Annotated in this window: 16 protein-coding genes; 5 read left to right on the forward strand and 11 right to left on the reverse strand. The window is 58.1% G+C overall.

What is annotated here, in order from left to right; all coding sequences use genetic code 11:
• The first annotated feature begins 37 nt into the window (after window positions 1–37).
• Together Q1B13_RS10655 and Q1B13_RS10660 are read left to right on the forward strand one after the other, a co-directional pair.
• Entirely contained in the window at window positions 38–1828 is a 1791-nt protein-coding gene (locus Q1B13_RS10655; protein ID WP_299079838.1) for an aminopeptidase P family protein, read from the forward strand.
• A 63-nt stretch (window positions 1829–1891) separates the two neighbouring features.
• Window positions 1892–2233 (forward strand): DUF427 domain-containing protein, encoded by a 342-nt coding sequence (locus Q1B13_RS10660; protein WP_298933170.1) that lies wholly within the window; start codon window positions 1892–1894, stop codon window positions 2231–2233.
• Window positions 2234–2282: 49 nt separating this feature from the next.
• On the opposite strand, the gene Q1B13_RS10665 is transcribed toward Q1B13_RS10660, so the two are convergent.
• Complete coding sequence (locus tag Q1B13_RS10665) at window positions 2283–2489, reverse strand: helix-turn-helix transcriptional regulator (RefSeq protein WP_120635971.1); 207 nt, start codon at window positions 2487–2489, stop codon at window positions 2283–2285.
• Window positions 2490–2498: 9 nt separating this feature from the next.
• Window positions 2499–3008, reverse strand: a complete 510-nt coding sequence (locus Q1B13_RS10670) for a hypothetical protein (RefSeq protein WP_299079834.1) — start codon at window positions 3006–3008, stop codon at window positions 2499–2501.
• A 162-nt stretch (window positions 3009–3170) separates the two neighbouring features.
• On the opposite strand from Q1B13_RS10670, the gene Q1B13_RS10675 reads away from it, so the two are divergent.
• From Q1B13_RS10675 to Q1B13_RS10685, 3 genes are all read left to right on the forward strand, one after another.
• A complete protein-coding gene (locus tag Q1B13_RS10675) occupies window positions 3171–3536 on the forward strand; it encodes a glycine zipper family protein (RefSeq protein ID WP_299079831.1) in 366 nt (121 codons plus the stop codon).
• A complete protein-coding gene (locus tag Q1B13_RS10680; RefSeq protein WP_299079828.1) occupies window positions 3523–4149 on the forward strand; it encodes an alpha/beta hydrolase in 627 nt (208 codons plus the stop codon). Before Q1B13_RS10675 ends, Q1B13_RS10680 begins: the two co-directional genes overlap by 14 nt.
• Before the next feature lie 193 nt (window positions 4150–4342).
• Window positions 4343–5710 (forward strand): DUF3179 domain-containing protein, encoded by a 1368-nt coding sequence (locus tag Q1B13_RS10685; RefSeq protein WP_299079826.1) that lies wholly within the window; start codon window positions 4343–4345, stop codon window positions 5708–5710.
• Window positions 5711–5713: 3 nt separating this feature from the next.
• Here Q1B13_RS10685 and Q1B13_RS10690 read toward each other — a convergent pair whose 3' ends face one another.
• From Q1B13_RS10690 to Q1B13_RS10730, 9 genes are all read right to left on the reverse strand, one after another.
• Window positions 5714–7399 carry a chloride channel protein gene (locus tag Q1B13_RS10690; RefSeq protein WP_299079824.1) on the reverse strand — a complete coding sequence of 562 codons (1686 nt, stop codon included), beginning with the start codon at window positions 7397–7399 and terminating at the stop codon, window positions 5714–5716.
• Between the two features lie 90 nt (window positions 7400–7489).
• A complete protein-coding gene (gene recN / locus Q1B13_RS10695) occupies window positions 7490–9139 on the reverse strand; it encodes a DNA repair protein RecN (RefSeq protein ID WP_299079822.1) in 1650 nt (549 codons plus the stop codon).
• A gap of 36 nt (window positions 9140–9175) precedes the next feature.
• Window positions 9176–10039, reverse strand: coding sequence for an outer membrane protein assembly factor BamD (locus Q1B13_RS10700; RefSeq protein ID WP_298933185.1), 864 nt, complete (start codon window positions 10037–10039; stop codon window positions 9176–9178).
• Between the two features lie 127 nt (window positions 10040–10166).
• Entirely contained in the window at window positions 10167–11087 is a 921-nt protein-coding gene (lpxC, locus tag Q1B13_RS10705) for a UDP-3-O-acyl-N-acetylglucosamine deacetylase (protein WP_299079819.1), read from the reverse strand.
• A gap of 213 nt (window positions 11088–11300) precedes the next feature.
• The gene (gene ftsZ / locus Q1B13_RS10710) at window positions 11301–12920 is read right to left on the reverse strand and encodes a cell division protein FtsZ (protein WP_299079816.1); all 1620 of its coding nucleotides are present in this window, start codon (window positions 12918–12920) and stop codon (window positions 11301–11303) included.
• A gap of 347 nt (window positions 12921–13267) precedes the next feature.
• Window positions 13268–13687, reverse strand: a complete 420-nt coding sequence (locus Q1B13_RS10715) for a hypothetical protein (RefSeq protein ID WP_299079813.1) — start codon at window positions 13685–13687, stop codon at window positions 13268–13270.
• Entirely contained in the window at window positions 13674–15008 is a 1335-nt protein-coding gene (gene ftsA / locus Q1B13_RS10720) for a cell division protein FtsA (RefSeq protein ID WP_298933476.1), read from the reverse strand. Before ftsA ends, Q1B13_RS10715 begins: the two co-directional genes overlap by 14 nt.
• An 8-nt stretch (window positions 15009–15016) precedes the next feature.
• Complete coding sequence (locus tag Q1B13_RS10725) at window positions 15017–16024, reverse strand: cell division protein FtsQ/DivIB (RefSeq protein ID WP_299079810.1); 1008 nt, start codon at window positions 16022–16024, stop codon at window positions 15017–15019.
• Entirely contained in the window at window positions 16012–16926 is a 915-nt protein-coding gene (locus Q1B13_RS10730) for a D-alanine--D-alanine ligase (RefSeq protein WP_298933195.1), read from the reverse strand. The genes Q1B13_RS10725 and Q1B13_RS10730 overlap by 13 nt, the downstream gene beginning before the upstream one ends.
• Window positions 16927–16982 lie beyond the last annotated feature (56 nt).

Raw genomic sequence — 16982 nt, forward strand, 5'->3', positions numbered from 1 at the left:
TCAGGTTTCACATCGACCATGCAAAAATGAGGCCCCCATGTTCCAGTCTTTCACAGCCACCGCACGCCCTGAACAAGGCCCCCCTCGGTTGGCGGCACTGCGGGGCGAGATGGCACGCGACGGGTTGGACGGGTTTCTGGTTCCGCGAGCGGATGCTCATCAGGGTGAGTATGTGCCCCCCCGGGACGAGAGGCTGGCGTGGTTGACCGGTTTCACCGGATCAGCCGGGTTTTGCGCGGCTCTCGTCGATGTGGCCGGGGTTTTTATCGACGGGCGCTATAGGACGCAGGTCAAGGCCGAGGTGGCGCGGGATTACACGCCGGTTCCATGGCCTGAAGTCGGCTTAAGTGCCTGGCTGAAGGAACAGCTGCCAAATGGCGGCAAGATTGGGTTTGACCCGTGGTTACACCCGGCTGGGCAAATTTCCAAGACGCGAACCGAGTTGGATGGCAGTGGCATCACGATGGCGCAATGCGACAATCTGGTGGACCGGGTTTGGGACAATCAACCCGCGCCACCGATGAACCCAGTCAAGGCGCACCCGATTGAATTTGCCGGCGAAACCGCAGACAGCAAGATTGGTCGATTGGCCGATGGTTTGCAAAAGGACGGATACGCGGCAGCGGTGATCACCCTACCGGATTCGATCATGTGGTTGCTGAATATTCGGGGATCAGACATTCCTTATAATCCGGTGGCCCACGGGTTCGCCATTCTGCACGCCGACGCCCGGGTAGATCTGTTTATGGCCGCTGAAAAGTTGGTGGGTGTGGAAGGTCATCTAAGCCCACATGTCCTGGTGCATGACCCATCTGATTTCCTGGATGCTGTAGGCAAGTTGGAAGGGCGCATTCAGGTTGACCCCAACACCGTGCCCCAGATCGTTGCGGATGCCCTGGGGGATCGGCTGGTCGAAGGTGGCGATCCTTGCGCCCTGCCCAAGGCCTGCAAGAACGCCGCTGAAATCGCGGGCAGCGCCGAGGCGCATCTGCGCGATGCGGTCGCTGTAACTGAAACGCTGTGTTGGTTGGATACGCATTCCCCTGGCAGTCTGACGGAGTCTCAGGTTGTGACGCGGCTTGAGGAAAATCGCCGCAAAGACAATGCACTGCAGGACATCTCGTTCGATACAATCGCGGGCACCGGGCCGAACGGCGCCATCATGCATTACCGCGTGACCGAAGAGACGGACAGCAAGCTTGAGGACGGTCATCTGCTGGTTCTGGACAGCGGCGGGCAGTATCTGGATGGCACAACCGATATCACCCGTACCATAGCGATTGGCGAAGTCGACCACGAGGAAAAAGCCTGTTTCACCCGCGTGTTGAAGGGCATGATCAACCTGTCGATGTTGCGTTGGCCGGTTGGGTTGGCCGGCCGCGATATCGAATGCATCGCCCGTACGCCGCTGTGGTTGGCCGGTCAGGATTTCAACCACGGGGTTGGGCATGGTGTTGGTGCCTATCTCAGCGTTCACGAAGGACCGCAACGTCTGTCCAAGGTCAGTCATGTCCCGCTTGAGCCCGGCATGATCCTGTCGAATGAACCGGGCTACTACCGCGAAGGCGCGTTTGGCATCCGGATCGAAAACTTGTTGGTGGTGGAAGATGCCGACACCTTGCCCGGTGGCGATGCCGAACGGGCAATGTTGTGTTGGCGCACGCTGACATATGTGCCGATCGACCGCCGACTTATCGTCACCGAGATGCTGGCAACGGATGAGCGCACCTGGCTGAACGCCTATCATCGAGACGTTGCAGAAAAGATCCGACCAAGGCTGGGCCCCGACGCGCAACTGTGGTTGGATGCCGCAACTGCGCCGATCTGAAACCGGACTGTTACCCAGACCGGGCAGAGGAAAGGCCCTGATACGACGAGAGTAGGAGCAGAAATGACTGAGATCACGATCCAAAAAGCGCCGGGGAAATGGACCGTCCGCTCGGGCGGAGCGATTCTGGGCGAGACAAGCAACGCGCTGGAATTGAACGAAGGCGATCTTGATCCGGTGATCTACTTTCCGCGCTCGGACATCGCCATGGCCTTTCTGGATCAGACCGACAAGGCAACCCATTGCCCCCATAAGGGTGATGCGACGCATTTTTCCATCGTCAACAAATCCTCGGTCACGGAAAATGCAGCCTGGAGCTATGAAGACCCGATTCCGGCTGTGGCCGAGATCAAAGGGTATCTGGCGTTTTATCCGCAGGAGTCGGTGAAGGTCGAACAAATCTAGGTATCGCACGATCCGAAGCGCCAGGCCCAGTCAGGCCAGGCGTTCATTCTTAGTCAGGCTCAAAACTCAGGATATCGCCTGGCTGACACTCAAGATACTTGCAGATCGCGTCCAGTGTCGAAAACCGGACGCCTTTTATTTTGCCTGATTTGATCAGCGACAGGTTGGTCTCGGACAACCCGATTGCCGCCGCTAATTCCCGCGAGGAGACTTTGCGCTTTACTAGCATCAGGTCGAGATTCACCTGAATTGTCATACAGTCCCCCTATAGAAAGTGTTTGTTTTCATCTTCGGCCTGCCAGGCACGCCCTAGCGTTTGCGAGATCGCCAGCAACACAACACCCGTTATGGCAAAGATAATGTCCAAATCCAGTGGGTCCCAGCCAAATTCGAACCCTTCGGTCGAGTCCAAACCAATCACGATCAGATACGGCATCACGGCTGAAATGATATTGTAGCCGATCCAAAAGCCGATCAGCCCCCAAGCCATGCGACGCAGATTGCGTGCCAGATCGCGAAAATCCTGACCCTGCCCGCCGTTCAAGATTAACCAAGCGCCCCGAAACGCACCGGCCAGAGACAAAAGGGCAAGTAGGGTCAGGATCAATCCGATCATCAATGTCCAAACGGGTGGGGACGACGGTTGTATGGGAAACTCAAAAATGTCCCATATCTCGTTGTGAAGACCCAACATTTGGCCAATCCAGAGGAAGCCAAAGATAAAAAGATAGTAGGTCATGCTCAATGCCATCGCGGCCTTTGCAAGAAAACTCATCATACCTCCTGTGTTGCCGATCGTGCTTATCGCAATTCGTCAAGTACACAAACCCTTACTTTACGTAATTTAAATAAAACATAAAAACATTGTTGAAAATCATTGAACCTTCGATTAGGTCCGCTGCCGAGTAATTCGATCGCACTAAAAAAGGACAAAACGATGAAACTGACCAATTCTTGCGGCATACTGATACTTGGATTGACGGTCGCGGCGTGCTCGGACAGTGCAGACACTTTGATTGTTGACGGCCAGAAAAAAGCGAATTTCCAATCCGACCTGACCGCCTGCCAGCAGGTGTCGATGCAGCGCGAAAAAACCAATGACGGGGCGATTACCGGTGCCGTAATCGGCGGGCTGGTCGGCGCAGCCGAAGCAGACAGCGGCGACGCACTGGCCGGGCTCGGTATTGGTGCAGCCGTTGGCGGCCTCATAGGAACAGCCGAGGATTCATCTGAGGCAGACGGCGCCAGAAAACGTATCGTTTTTAACTGTATGCGGGGTCGAGGCCACAATGTCGTTGGTTAGAAGACATCTTTCGCCGCGTGGCCGCCGCCTGAGCCGCTATGCCGCCATGCTGGCGGCAATGGTCGCGGTTTTAATGGGCGGGTGTACTCAGATGTCCATCTTGGCGTGGAACCAGGTCCCGATGACCGAGTTCCGCGTCGACGGCACACGGCTGTATATGCAAGGGGCTATCAACTCTCAGACGCTGAAACAGTTTGAAGACGTTTATGCCAAGCACCCTGACATCAAGACTTTGGTCGAACTGGATGTGCCCGGATCGCTTGATGATGACACCATGATTGCGTTGGCCTACCGAGTACGAGAGCTGGGACTTAACACCCATCTGGAAGCCTCTAGCCTGATCCAGTCAGGCGGGGTGGACTTGTTTCTGGCGGGCGTCCGTCGCACCATGGAGCCGGGCGCACAGATTGGTGTGCATTCTTGGTCAGACGGATCGCGGGACGCGAAAGACTACCCGGGCGATGCCCCTGAACACGAACAGAACCGATTGTACATCGAGCACGTGCTGGGCGATGAGTCATTCTACTGGTTTACGATTTATGCCGCATCGGCTGATGGCATGCACTTCATGACTAGCAGCGAAATCAAAAAATACGGGTTATTGACGAACTAGCCATCCAATGCCCCAAGTCGATGTGACCGCAGGCACGCAGATTTCGACGCGCCTGCCTACTACATTTTGATCGGTGCATATGCTCTCCGTTTCGCGAAAGCCAGAAATCCGATCACACGCTGCTCACGCGGCTGTGGCATGCAATTGATCATCCCAGCGTGCATATTGGGCGTGAACAGAAAGGGAGCGGGCCATGTCGATATCTCGTCGCAGCTTTGTTTGGCTAGCCGGGGCAGGCGCATTCGCGCCAGTTGCGCTCTGGGCCCAACAGGACCCGGTGCTTGAGGCAGTTCGCAGCACGCTTTTCGGCCGCAGGACTGAGTTTGAGGCACACATGGCGTTTCTTAAGGATCGCGGCAACCCTGACGTTGTTCCGGCCCTGCTGACAGGAATGCGGTTTTCCGACCGGCGAAGAGACGACATCGTCGAAGTGATGGAGGCTCTGACGGGTAAGCAATTGGGCACCGACTGGTTCGAATGGATGCTATGGCAGGAACGCAACCCGCAGGTGGTGCCCCACCCATCGCTGATCCCGTTCAAACGCGAAGTTCTATTGGGTGTCGATTCCAATTTCGACGTATTCCTGCAGCCAGAATATCTGCAACGCGACAAGATGAAGATCCGGCTGGAAGAGATCGCCTGGGGTGGCGTGCGCAAAGATGGCATTCCGTCGTTGGACAACCCGACACTCATTTCGGCTGCAAACGCCGACTATATGAAGGGCGACGATCTGGTGTTTGGCGTGGCGATCAACGGGGATGAGCGAGCCTACCCGCTGCGGATCATGGGATGGCACGAGATGTTCAACGATGTGATTGGCGGCGTGCCGGTTGCTTTGGCTTACTGCACCCTATGCGGTTCGGGCATTCTGTTTGAAACGCAGGTTCAGGGACGGCAAAAACCACTGGTGTTTGGCTCATCCGGGTTCCTGTATCGGTCCAACAAGCTGATGTTTGACCGCGCGACACATTCGCTGTGGAACCAATACACCGGAAAACCGGTGGTGGGGCCGTTGGTGGATAGCGGAATTACCCTGAAGCAACGCCCTGTTGTGATCACGACCTGGGACAGCTGGAAGACATCGCATCCGGGCACGCGGGTGCTGTCGCTGAACACAGGGCATCGGCGTAACTATGGTTCGGGTGTCGTCTACCGGGACTATTTTGCGTCGAGCGAGTTGATGTTCCCGGCGCTCGTGGATCAGTCTAAGCATCGGCAAAAGGACTACGTGTTTGCGGTACGCCAATTTGGGGCAGCGCGGGCTTGGCCGCTGGATGCTTTCAAGCGAACTCCGGTGATCAATGACGCCATCGCCGGCCGCCCGCTGGTTTTGATCGGTGATCCAGCCGAGCGCAGTGTTCGGGCCTATGAACGCAAGTCCCACAAATTCAGCGCGTCAGGGCGCGGGTTGCGGGATGCCAAGGGCGCTGACTGGACCGTCACGGAAGAGGCGATTGTCGGCGCGGATGGCACACGGCTGCCGCGGGTGGCTGGTCATATCTCCTACTGGTTTGCGTGGGACAACTATATGGGTGACGCCGCAAGCGTGTATGACGGCTGACGGTCAGGAATGTTCCTCGGCCGCTGTTGCCGCCAAAGCTCGGTTATAGGCTTTGAGCGCATCTACGTGATAGAGCGCGCCAACGGGCGTTTCTCGCCCAACGTCATCGACAATGACCACTGGAATACACGGGATATCGTCGCGGTCGAAATAGGGCATCGCGGCTTCGAGCGTTGCGCTGGCTTTGACGCAGAACCCCTGATCGATCAGGATCTGCGCTTCATCCTTTGAAATCGAACGCGGGTCTCCGATAGGCCGCATTACAGCCCCTGCCCTGAGCATGGCCAGCAGATAAGCCTGGGGCCCGGCGGCCAGATGCACGTTGCGACGCTCTAGCTGGGTCAGGAAGAACGAACGGTCGACCAGGCGAGATGCCAACGCGGTGGACATCGAAACCGACACCATCACTGCCAGACCAATCTGCCAATCCCCGGTCAGTTCGAACACGATCAAAGTGGTAGAGATCGGCGCGCCCAGAACGGCGGCGGCCACGGCGCCCATGCCCGCAAAGGCATACAGCGTATGGGTACCCGACACTTCCGGCAGCAATCCGGTGGCAATAAGACCAAAGGCCAACCCGGTCAGCGCGCCAATCATCAACGATGGAGAAAACACGCCGCCGCCCATACGCCCGCCCATGGTGATCGCTACCGCTACGGTCTTGATCACGGCAAACAGGATCGCGGTTGTCAGCACAAGATCACCGGTCAAGGCACGGATCGTAGTTTCGTATCCGACCCCAATGATATGCGGGAACCAGATTGCCAAAAGACCCAGCATCGCGCCGGACACCCCTGGTCGCAACCACCGCGGCATGGATAGGCGGTTTTGAACATGGCTGCCGATATCCTCGGCAAAGAAGATCGAACGCATCAGCAGCACTGCCACGAAGCCGCAGATCAGCCCAAGGATCAGAAAGGCTGGCAATTCGACATAGAATTGCAGAGAGCCGGGCGTTTCCAGCGCAAACTCTGTGACGTCACCATATTCCAGTCGGTTGATCACTGTTCCGGCGACCGACGCAATGACGATGGGTGCAAATGCGTGCACGGCAAAATGGCGCAGCACGACCTCGAGCGCGAACAGGGCTCCGGCGATGGGCGCGTTAAAACTGGCCGAGACGGCGGCGGCAACAGCGCAACCCAGCAGATCACGCCCGGTAATGCCATCTGCGTGAATGCGATTGCTAACCCAAGTGGAAATCACACCCGCCATATGGACCACCGGCCCTTCCCGCCCGGTGGACCCGCCTGTACTGAGGGTGATGAGCGAAGCAAAAAACGACGCGATACCCGCTTTGGTTTCGACCCGCCCATCAGTCACGGCAGAACCTTCGATTACATCTGCCACGGATCGAACACGCCCGTCATCAGTGAATTTATTCAGTATGACCCCGACGATCAAACCACCGAAAATGGGGGTGATCAGGATCAGAAACCACGGGAGTTTTTCGACGTGGCTATGCAGCAGCAGAATGTCTTCCGTTTCGTAAACATAGGCCTGCAACGCCCGGATCGCCTTACGAAATCCAAGCGCCATGAAGCCCGCAGCTATTCCGATGACCAGTGCAATGAACCAGAACTGGATCTGGCTGGGACCCCGGCGCAGCATCACCCGCCAGGCGTCCTTGATCGCGGCCAGAGCCTGACTAAGCTGGTTGCGCAGAACGGTGCGGGTAGACTGGGTCATTGGCCCTCAGGGATCATCTCATATCCCTTAGTAAGCCACGGGGCGCTCATATAAAAGTAGGATAGCGACCCCAGGTAGTAGCGAGTTGTTTCAGGCTTGCAGTAAAGCGCGGGCGGCGGCGCGGGCCTCGTCCGTTATCGTATCGCCTGCAACCATGCGTGCGATCTCATCCACCCTGTCGGGATCGGCCAAAGGGGTGACAGTGGACAGGGTCTGCCCGTTGGCGACATGTTTCTGAACGCGCCAGTGATGCGCTGCACGGGCGGCAACCTGCGGCGAGTGGGTGACAACCAGCACCTGCCCACCTTCTGCCAGCGACGCAAGACGTCGCCCAACGGCATCAGCGGTAGCGCCTCCGACGCCGCGATCAATCTCGTCAAAGATCATTGTGAGGGTGCTGTCATCACCGGACAGGCACACTTTGAGCGCCAACAGAAAGCGACTGAGTTCCCCGCCCGAGGCGATCTTGTTCAGCGGCCCCGACGGTGCACCGGGGTTGGTGGCGACTGTGAATGCAACCGCGTCAGTTCCTTCAGGGCCGGGATCAGCGGCGGTGATTTCGGTCTGAAACACCGCGCGCTCCATTTTCAGCGGCGCCAATTCATCCATGACGGCTGCATCCAGTTGCCCGGCTGCCGACTTTCGCTTGGTACTCAGCGCATTGGCCGCCGTATCATAAGCAGATTGTGCCACATCCATAGCGGCGCGCTGATCAGCAAGATCCGCATCCCCTGCATCAAGCCGGTTGAGACGATCCCGCAGCGTTTCGGCAAAGACACCTAGTTCATCTGGCGCAACATCATGCTTGCGAGCCAATGCACGGATCGCGAACAGACGTTCTTCGGCGGCTTCAAGGTCAGCCGGGTTGAAATCCAGCGCCTGTAGGCAGGCGTTGACGCCGTCCTGTGCCTCACCCAGTTCGATCATGGCGCGCCCCAGCGCGGCGATAGGGCCTTCCAGTTGCCCGCCTGCGTGATCGGATACGCCTTCGAGCCAGCGCACGGCATCAGCCATGGCCCCTTCTGCGCCGCCCCCGCCCAACAAATCAAAGGCGCGGGCGACGTCATCACGGATGCGTTCAGCCCCCTGCATCATGCGGCGGCGCGCGTCGAGTTCGGCATCTTCACCCGGCTGAGGGTCAAGTTGATCCAGTTCCGCCACGGCGTGGCGCAGATATTCCTCTTCGGCGCGCATGGTCGCCAATGCGGCTTCGGTCTCGGCCAGCGCTTTACGTGTGCGGGACAGTTCAGTCCACGCGGTGCGTACGGCATGCAGATGACCCGAAAGCTGGGCATAGCTATCCAACATCGCTCGGTGGCCGCGCGGATTCAGCAAACCACGATCATCATGCTGGCCATGCAGTTCAATTAGGGTTTCAGACAGGGCCCGCAACACCTCACCAGAACAGCGGCGGTCATTAACCCAGGCGGTCTTGCGCCCTTCGGCTGTATTGACGCGGCGCAGGATCAACTCTTCTCCGCCGGGCAAACCGGCCTCGGATAGAATTTCGTGGGCAGGGTGTTCGTCTGGCAGTTCGAATTCTGCTACGACCTCGCCCTGCGCGGCCCCTTGGCGGACAAGTTCAGCTCGGCCGCGCCAACCAAGTACGAAACCCAGTGAATCCAACAAAATCGATTTGCCCGCACCCGTCTCACCGGTCAATGCGTTCAACCCCGGCTGGAACGATAGCTCCAACCGGTCAATGATCAGCATGTCGCGGATATCGAGGGCGCGCAGCATCGGGTCTTTACCGTCCCAAGCCAAAAGCCATGACGACTACAACCACTCACCCTTGATGGTTTGACGATAGATCGTGCTGAGCCAATTGTTGCCACGGCTCTTGAGATCCAGCCCTCGCGAAGTCAGCAGCTTGTAGGCGTCATCATACCACTCCGAAGACTGGTAGTTGTAGCCGAGGATCGCACCGGCCGTTTGGGCCTCATCCACTAGACCAAGTGACAAGTAGGCTTCGACCAGACGATATAGCGCTTCGGCGGTATGCGATGTGGTCTGAAAATCCTCTACCACCACACGGAACCGGTTGATGGCCGCGATGTAGTGATCCTGACGCAGATAATAGCGCCCGATTTCCATTTCTTTTCCCGCCAGATGGTCAAAGGCCAAGTCAAATTTCAGCACGGCCGACGTGGCGTATTCGCTGTCTGGATAAACCTCGATCACTGTCCGCAGGGATTGCAATGCCTGAAAGGTCAGTCCCTGATCGCGACCAACTTCGTCAATCTGGTCGTAATAGCTGAGCGCCAAAAGATACTGCGCATAGGCCGCGTCTTCATCCGTTGGATAGAAGTCGATGTAACGCTGCGCGGCCGCACGGCTTTCTTCATAGTTCTTGTCCGAGTGGAACGAAAACGCCTGCATGATCAGCGCACGTTTGGCCCAGTCGGAATAAGGATACAGACGCTCCACTTCCGAGAAATACCAAGCCGCATCGTCCGAACGACTCTGCGATAGTTCGTATTCACCACGGGTGTAAATCTGCTCCGGCGTATAGCCTTCCAGGTTTTGACTGCGATCCGCGCCTTTGTTGCCGAACAGGCCCCCCGCGTTGCCGCATGCCGTCAAAGTTGCTGCCAGAAGAATCGCGCTTGCGAACCTGACTGCCGCTTTGCTGCCAACCATACCGCCCATCCTTGTCGTCTTAACTTAACGGGGTTCGCCCCGGATTGAGCCATGGTCTAGCACAGAAAATTCCGGTGCAAAACGCCTTATCCACGCTCTGGCGCAATTGTCGTCAGAGTTGATCAGATCAGGCGACTTCGGGAACTTCGTTCAGAACGAGGCCCTGCCCTGGCAGGCGCGCAGCTTGTTCGGGGGTGCACAGAACTGGACGCACCGCACCGGGCGTTTCGAACAGCTTGCGCAGCAAAGTATTGGTCATCGAATGACCTGACTTGTCACCAGTGAAGTGGCCAAGAATCGGACCACCCGCAAGATAGAGATCGCCCAGAGCGTCCAGCATCTTGTGGCGCACGGCCTCATCTGCGCGGCGAAAGCCGCCCGGGGTCAGAACTTCGTTACCTTGCACAACAACCGCGTTTTCCAACGTACCGCCAAGTGCGAGACCGTTTTCACGCATGGCTTCGACGTCTGTACGACGGCAGAACGTCCGACAGTCACTAAGCTCGCGGGCAAACGACCCGTTGCGCATGTCCAGAGTTTTGGTCTGGCTGCCGATGGCGTCGTCTTCGAAATCGATGTGGAAATCGATGATCAGCCCGTCTGCGGGCACAATCGTGGCGCTGGCGCCTTCACGCGAAGCAGTCACTGGTTTTACAACTTCGTAGGCCAGAACCGGGCTGGCTTGACGGCGCACACCCTTTGCCACAATGCCGCGCACGAAATCGATGGAAGACCCGTCCATAATCGGAACCTCGGGCCCATCAATCTCGATCAGTGCATTGTGCACGCCACATCCGGCCAGAGCCGCCATGATATGTTCAACGGTAGACACCGACACACCAGCGTCATTCACCAGGCGGGTGCAAAGTGGCGTCCGCTCGACCACGTCATAGATCGCAGGGATGAGGGCATTGCCCAGCTCGATATCCGTCCGCTTGAACCAAATGCCGTGACCGGCAGCTGCCGGTTTCAGGACCATCTTGGCACGCTGACCGCCATGCAGTCCGACGCCTTGGAACGTGACCGGAGATTTGAGCGTATGTTGCAAATGGTGCCTCAGAGAGTGGTGTCCAGCCTGCGAGGGCTGTGTTGCATCCCCAGTTAAGGAAGCGCGCGTCAAGGCTCAACTCACTCTTTGTAACCGAATGAAACATGTATGTAACAGATCGGCAAAACCCTGCTTACCCACCTATAATACTTTGGTAATAAAGTAAAAAGGGCCGCCAGTAGGCGACCCTTTGCAATCAATTTGTTACCGCCATCAGTTGGCTTGCCGGCGCAGGAAGGCCGGAATTTCGATCCGTTCCTGTTCAGGGTCGGCCTCATCATGGATAGGTGCCGTAGCGTCAGCCTGACGCATTGCAGGCTGTTGACGCACCGGCTGCGGGGCCTGTGCCGGAGTATCTGTCGCATGGCCGGTCATCCGGTCAATCAACCGATTGAAGCCAAAGCGGGGGCGTTCCTCGGTCTCGGGTTGCGGTTGCTGCGCCGCCTCCTGAGGCCGCGAAGCGGTCATGCGCTGCTTGGCTGACGGCACGTTTTGAACGGCCGCCTGCAGGCGCTGAAGTGCTTCGGGTGAGGGTGTGCCAGCGGCATGCCCACGCGGAGCAACAAAGGTTTCTGGTGCCTGCTCAACGGGATCGGGCTGCGGTTCAAACTCGGCCACACGCGGCTGGTAAGCCGGAGGCGGCAGACCGTCATCATCCCGCTCGTCCCGTGCATGAAACTGCGTCGGGGCAGGCTCTTCGGCTGCTTCGAACAGAGAAGGCTCGCGGATTTCTTCTGGCTGCGGAGCTGGCTCGGCCACTTCGACTGCAACAGGCGTTTCCTCGGGCATGTGCTCTTCCGCTGAAACCGTACGGGTCAGTGGTGCGGACATCGAGCGGCGGGCAACCGGGATATCTTCCTGCTTTTCAGTGGCGTCGATGCCAGTGGCAACAACCGATACGCGCATGCCACCTTCCATCGCGGTGTCCAGCGTCGAGCCGACGATGATGTTCGCCTCGGGGTCAACTTCTTCGCGGATGCGGTTGGCCGCTTCGTCCAGTTCGAACAACGTCAGATCGTGCGAGCCGGTGATGTTGATCAGCACGCCCTTGGCGCCTTTGAGGCTGATTTCATCCAGCAGCGGGTTGGCAATGGCCTTCTCAGCCGCCTGAACCGCGCGATCTTCGCCGGTTGCTTCGCCGGTGCCCATCATGGCTTTGCCCATCTCGTCCATCACCGCACGGACGTCGGCAAAATCGAGGTTGATCAGGCCCGGACGCACCATCAGATCGGTGACGCCTTTGACACCCTGATACAGGACGTCGTCGGCCATCGAGAACGCTTCGGTGAACGTGGTCTTTTCATTAGCCAGGCGGAACAGGTTCTGGTTTGGAATGATGATCAGCGTGTCAACAACCCGTTGCAGCGATTCAACGCCGTCTTCGGCCTGTCGCATACGCTTGGCCCCTTCGAACTGGAAGGGTTTGGTCACGACACCAACAGTCAGTACGCCAAGCTCGCGTGCGGCCTGCGCAATAATCGGAGCGGCCCCGGTTCCGGTACCGCCACCCATGCCGGCGGTGATAAAGCACATATGCGCACCCGCCAGGTGATCAACGATCTGTTCGATGCTTTCTTCGGCGGCAGCAGCCCCTACGGTCGGCCGTGCCCCAGCACCCAAACCTTCGGTGACCTTTACGCCCAGTTGCACGCGCGCCGATGAATGGCTTTGCTGCAACGCCTGAGCGTCGGTGTTAGCGACAACAAAGTCGACCCCATCTAGTTGCTTTTCAATCATGTTGTTAACGGCATTGCCGCCGGCGCCGCCAACGCCAAATACTGTGATCCGAGGCTTCAGTTCATCGTGCCCGGGCATCGAAAGATTCAATGTCATGCTCTGTCCGCCTGTTTTTATGTTCCGCCAAAGCGGTGTTTTTCTTGCCTATCTGCCCATGATTCTATCGCTCCAATACGAAAAGGTCACGTCAAAAATTGCGTGATTCCACAAAATATGGAGGAAATAAGGCGCTGAACGGCGGTATTTCGCATCCAACGCCAGATATTGGGGAACACAGGCAAATCACAACAAGACAAGCGTCATCCGCGCCGCATTTTGGGTGCGTCACGGGTTAGTGGATCGTATCGGTACATGCGGAAAACTGCTCAGGGTCCTGCCGCGGGGCCTCTTGCGGGCCTTGTGGATATCTTTAGGGATAAATCCGGTCGCCGCAACCCGTTTCTTTAGCTGATCGGAGCACCTGGGCAGTTCAAACTGTTCGTGGTGATGCTGCGCACTTCCTGAATTTCACCGTCCGAGAATGAAGCAAGCCGCACCAACAGGCGGTCTTTATGCATAAAGGGCCACCAACATACAGGCAGACCATCCGGATCATTGTCGTACAGAAAGCAGATCTGACCGTTGGGCGTGGTGATCTGACCATAAACGCACCCCTCGCCCTCTTGCCGCCAGACCGAAGTTGTACGGCTTAGAAACTGTTCGGTTCCCACCAGGTCGCCGCTTCGGATTTCATAGAATTCTAACGTTTTCCCAATTGTGACATCCAGAAATGCTTCGGGCGTGATGATGTTTTGGGCCGCAGCCCAGCCGGGCAGCAGCAGCGCCCCAAGACCGAACCAGCGCAGTGTTTTACCAATTGTCACGGAACCACCGGACGGCCCGTTTGAAGGGGCGTGCCGCGTCCGTGTCGACCGGAATTTCGAAGTCCCACCATTCATCCTGCGGATGCGCAGCAAACAGGCTGAGTCCGACCGCCGAGGAAAAACCCGGCCCGGTAGCCGATTGCGGCAGCCCGTGGACGCGAAGCGGACGGCCCAGGCGCACACGCTGGCCTAGGATCCGTGTCGCGAGGCCGTCCAGCCCCATGATCTGGCTACCACCGCCGGTCAACACAATCTGCTGGCTTGGCATATGTTCAAACCCGGCCGCGTCCAGACGTACGCGTACCTCTTCAAGGATTTCTTCGACCCTAGGGCGCATAATCCCGATCAGTTCAGCGCGGCTGACGGTGCGGCGATCATGTTCCCAGTCTCCAGTGTCGCCACCGATATCGATCATATCGCGATCATCCGCGCCGGTCGCATGGACGCCACCATTAAATGTCTTGATCCGTTCGGCCACCGACGCGGGCACACCCAGCCCCATGGAAATATCCGACGTCACGTGATCTCCGCCCATGCGCACACAATCGGCATAGATCATGTGCTTTTTCATGAAGATCGATACGCTGGTCGTGCCACCGCCCATATCGATACAAGCCGCGCCCAGTTCCTGTTCATCTTCAACAAGCGAAGAGATGCCCGATACATAAGCCGAATTTGCAATACCAGCGAGCTCTAGATCGCAGCGTTTGATACAGCGCACGATGTTCTGAATTGCCACAGCATCAACGGTCAGCATGTGCATATCGACGGCCAACGATTGCCCGAGCTGACCGCGCGGATCAATCAGGCCCGAGCGGTTGTCGAGCGCAAAGTTCACCGGCTGGGCATGCAACACTTCGCGCCCTGCTCCGTAGTCAGGCACATCGCAGGCGTTCAGAACGCGGCCTACTTCGGCCTCGGTCACAAGCTGGCCTTCCAGATCGACCTGCGCATCCAGCCCATAAGACCTAGGGTTGGCGCCCGAGAAACAGGCGATCACATGATCAACGCGGATATCGGCCATTTTCTGTGCTGCCTGCAGCGCCGTGCGAATGGCCCGCTCGGTTTCCTGCATGGCGGTGACTTCGCCAAATTGCACACCGCGTGAGCGTGTTGTGGCGGCCCCGACAACGCGGAACCCGGTCTGACCCGCCATGGACCCGATGGTGTTATCCTCGCTGAGCCGCCCGGATCCGTCGAACCGCAGCACAAGGCAGCTAATCTTGGAACTTCCGACATCCAGAATGGCGACGACGCCCCTTTGCATGGCTTGTCTACGCATCTGCCGCATGGCGCGTTGAGACTGATATAGATCGGTCATCATGATCGTTACTGCCCGTTACCCACTGTCACTTTTGTATTCCACCAGTCCTCGCTGGCAGCTTTTGTCATTCTGATTGTCGGACGCTGCCCAAGGCGCATGTCCACCACGGCCACGTCTCGCTCCAGAAGATCCTGCACTTCGTTCACCGCCAGCACGCGTTCCAGCGCGCGCACCGGGCGCTCGACGGGCAACATGATGCGCTGCCCGCGGTCGAGCACCAGATCCCAACGCCGCTCACCGACGCGAACCAATCCGCGAACCCGATCGCCGAGGCTGCGGGCGGTGGTAAAAATCTGCAGCGCCTCGGACACGTGCTGATCTGCACCAGTTCCAGCAACCAACGGCAGATCCACGTGATCCCTCCGCGAAACGGCCTGATCCACGTGCACGCCGGTTTCGTCCAGCAACTCGACACCGTCCCGGGTGCGCCAGACGATAACGGGCTGCCGTTCAATGACATCAACCTGCAGAATACCGCCGGGGCGAATGCGCACCGTCGCGGATTTCACCGGGTCCAGACCTGTGATGGTGTCACGCATCTGCTCGACATCCAGATCCCAGGAGCTAATCGGGAAATCCAATGGAACGATCTCGCGAATATCATCGGCCAACCCGGTTCCGGCGCCATCAATCGCCATCAGATTGACCATGAATTCCGGTCTCTCCTGAATCGAGGTGCGAATGTCAGCGATGTAAGCGCTAACGGCTTCGCGCCGATCTTCAGAGGCAAAATATAGACCAGCTGCTGCGGCAATGGCGCAGATCGGAACGCCCAGCTTGACACCAAGGCGAATGCCCGGCGTCAACATCCAGCGCTGGAACCGATAGCTGAGCCGCGACGGCGCAGGGTCACTGCGTCGTGCGGTTCGCGCAAAGACCTTGGCCCCGCGAAGCCGCAGGACAGGTTGAACATCGCTGTCCTCTGATCCAGCGGACTCAAAATCTGCATCCGGCCCGGCCAATGGTTTGGCGCGGTGGATCACGGGTGCGCGGGTGGCGATCAGCGGTCGCATGAGGCGTCCTCCACCATCCAGGCGCAGAGCTGGCCGAACGTCAGGCCACAATGCGCGCCCTGTTCCGGCACCAGCGAGGTTGGCGTCATCCCGGGCTGGGTGTTGGTTTCCAACAAGAACAACCCGTCCGTACCCTGACTGTCATCCCAACGAAAATCGGTACGGCTAACACCCCGGCATCCCAACAGAGTGTGGGCGCGCAAAGCGTACTCCATGCACATGTCAAAAATCTCGGATGGAACTTCGGCGGGCAGAACATGCCATGATCCGCCGGGTTTGTACTTGGCGTCATAGTCGTACCAGCCGTCGGTCATGATCTCGGTCACCGTCAGGGCGCGGTCGCCCATCACGGTCACGGTCAACTCGCGGCCTGCGATGTATTGTTCGACCATCACCTGATCGGGCATGTCATCTGACAGTTTCGGAGGGCCATTTGCGCCCTCAAACACCAGATAGATGCCGACGCTGGACCCCTCGTTGTTGGGCTTGACCACATAAGGTGCTGGCATTGTGTGCTTGGCCACCACCTCGGTCTTGGGCAGGATCACACTGTCGGCAATGGGCAGCCCCGCGATGCGAAACGCCTCTTTGCTGCGCTGCTTGTCCATCGCCAAAGCTGAAGCCAAAACACCAGAGTGCGTGTAAGGGATGCGCATCCATTCCAGCAGGCCCTGCACACAGCCGTCTTCGCCCCAACGGCCATGCAGGGCGTTGAAAACAACATCCGGCTTGATGTCCAAAAGGCGCGCATAGAGGTCGGGACCTGCGTCCAGCTCGACCACTTCAATACCTTCTCCCCTGAGGGCGGTTGCGCATTCGCGCCCGCTGCTGAGAGACACCTCGCGTTCAGCCGAGGGGCCGCCCATCAATACCGCCACTTTGGGGTTTGTCCTGCTCGACATACCCACGTTCGTGCGCCTCAATGTCCCCGGACCTTATCTGGTGGTCCGTACTGCGT

The organism is uncultured Ruegeria sp. (genome assembly GCF_947489545.1).
GTDB lineage: Bacteria > Pseudomonadota > Alphaproteobacteria > Rhodobacterales > Rhodobacteraceae > Ruegeria.

Bases quoted from the DNA above. Each gene is read 5' to 3' on its own strand.
- ftsZ (WP_299079816.1), bottom strand. From the start codon at position 12,920: ATGACATTGAATCTTTCGATGCCCGGGCACGATGAACTGAAGCCTCGG.
- Q1B13_RS10685 (WP_299079826.1), top strand. From the start codon at position 4,343: ATGTCGATATCTCGTCGCAGCTTTGTTTGGCTAGCCGGGGCAGGCGCA.
- ftsA (WP_298933476.1), bottom strand. From the start codon at position 15,008: ATGACCGATCTATATCAGTCTCAACGCGCCATGCGGCAGATGCGTAGA.
- Q1B13_RS10680 (WP_299079828.1), top strand. From the start codon at position 3,523: ATGTCGTTGGTTAGAAGACATCTTTCGCCGCGTGGCCGCCGCCTGAGC.
- Q1B13_RS10665 (WP_120635971.1), bottom strand. From the start codon at position 2,489: ATGACAATTCAGGTGAATCTCGACCTGATGCTAGTAAAGCGCAAAGTC.
- Q1B13_RS10660 (WP_298933170.1), top strand. From the start codon at position 1,892: ATGACTGAGATCACGATCCAAAAAGCGCCGGGGAAATGGACCGTCCGC.
- Q1B13_RS10730 (WP_298933195.1), bottom strand. From the start codon at position 16,926: ATGTCGAGCAGGACAAACCCCAAAGTGGCGGTATTGATGGGCGGCCCC.
- Q1B13_RS10690 (WP_299079824.1), bottom strand. From the start codon at position 7,399: ATGACCCAGTCTACCCGCACCGTTCTGCGCAACCAGCTTAGTCAGGCT.
- Q1B13_RS10655 (WP_299079838.1), top strand. From the start codon at position 38: ATGTTCCAGTCTTTCACAGCCACCGCACGCCCTGAACAAGGCCCCCCT.
- Q1B13_RS10725 (WP_299079810.1), bottom strand. From the start codon at position 16,024: ATGCGACCGCTGATCGCCACCCGCGCACCCGTGATCCACCGCGCCAAA.
- Q1B13_RS10675 (WP_299079831.1), top strand. From the start codon at position 3,171: ATGAAACTGACCAATTCTTGCGGCATACTGATACTTGGATTGACGGTC.
- recN (WP_299079822.1), bottom strand. From the start codon at position 9,139: ATGCTGCGCGCCCTCGATATCCGCGACATGCTGATCATTGACCGGTTG.
- Q1B13_RS10700 (WP_298933185.1), bottom strand. From the start codon at position 10,039: ATGGTTGGCAGCAAAGCGGCAGTCAGGTTCGCAAGCGCGATTCTTCTG.
- Q1B13_RS10670 (WP_299079834.1), bottom strand. From the start codon at position 3,008: ATGAGTTTTCTTGCAAAGGCCGCGATGGCATTGAGCATGACCTACTAT.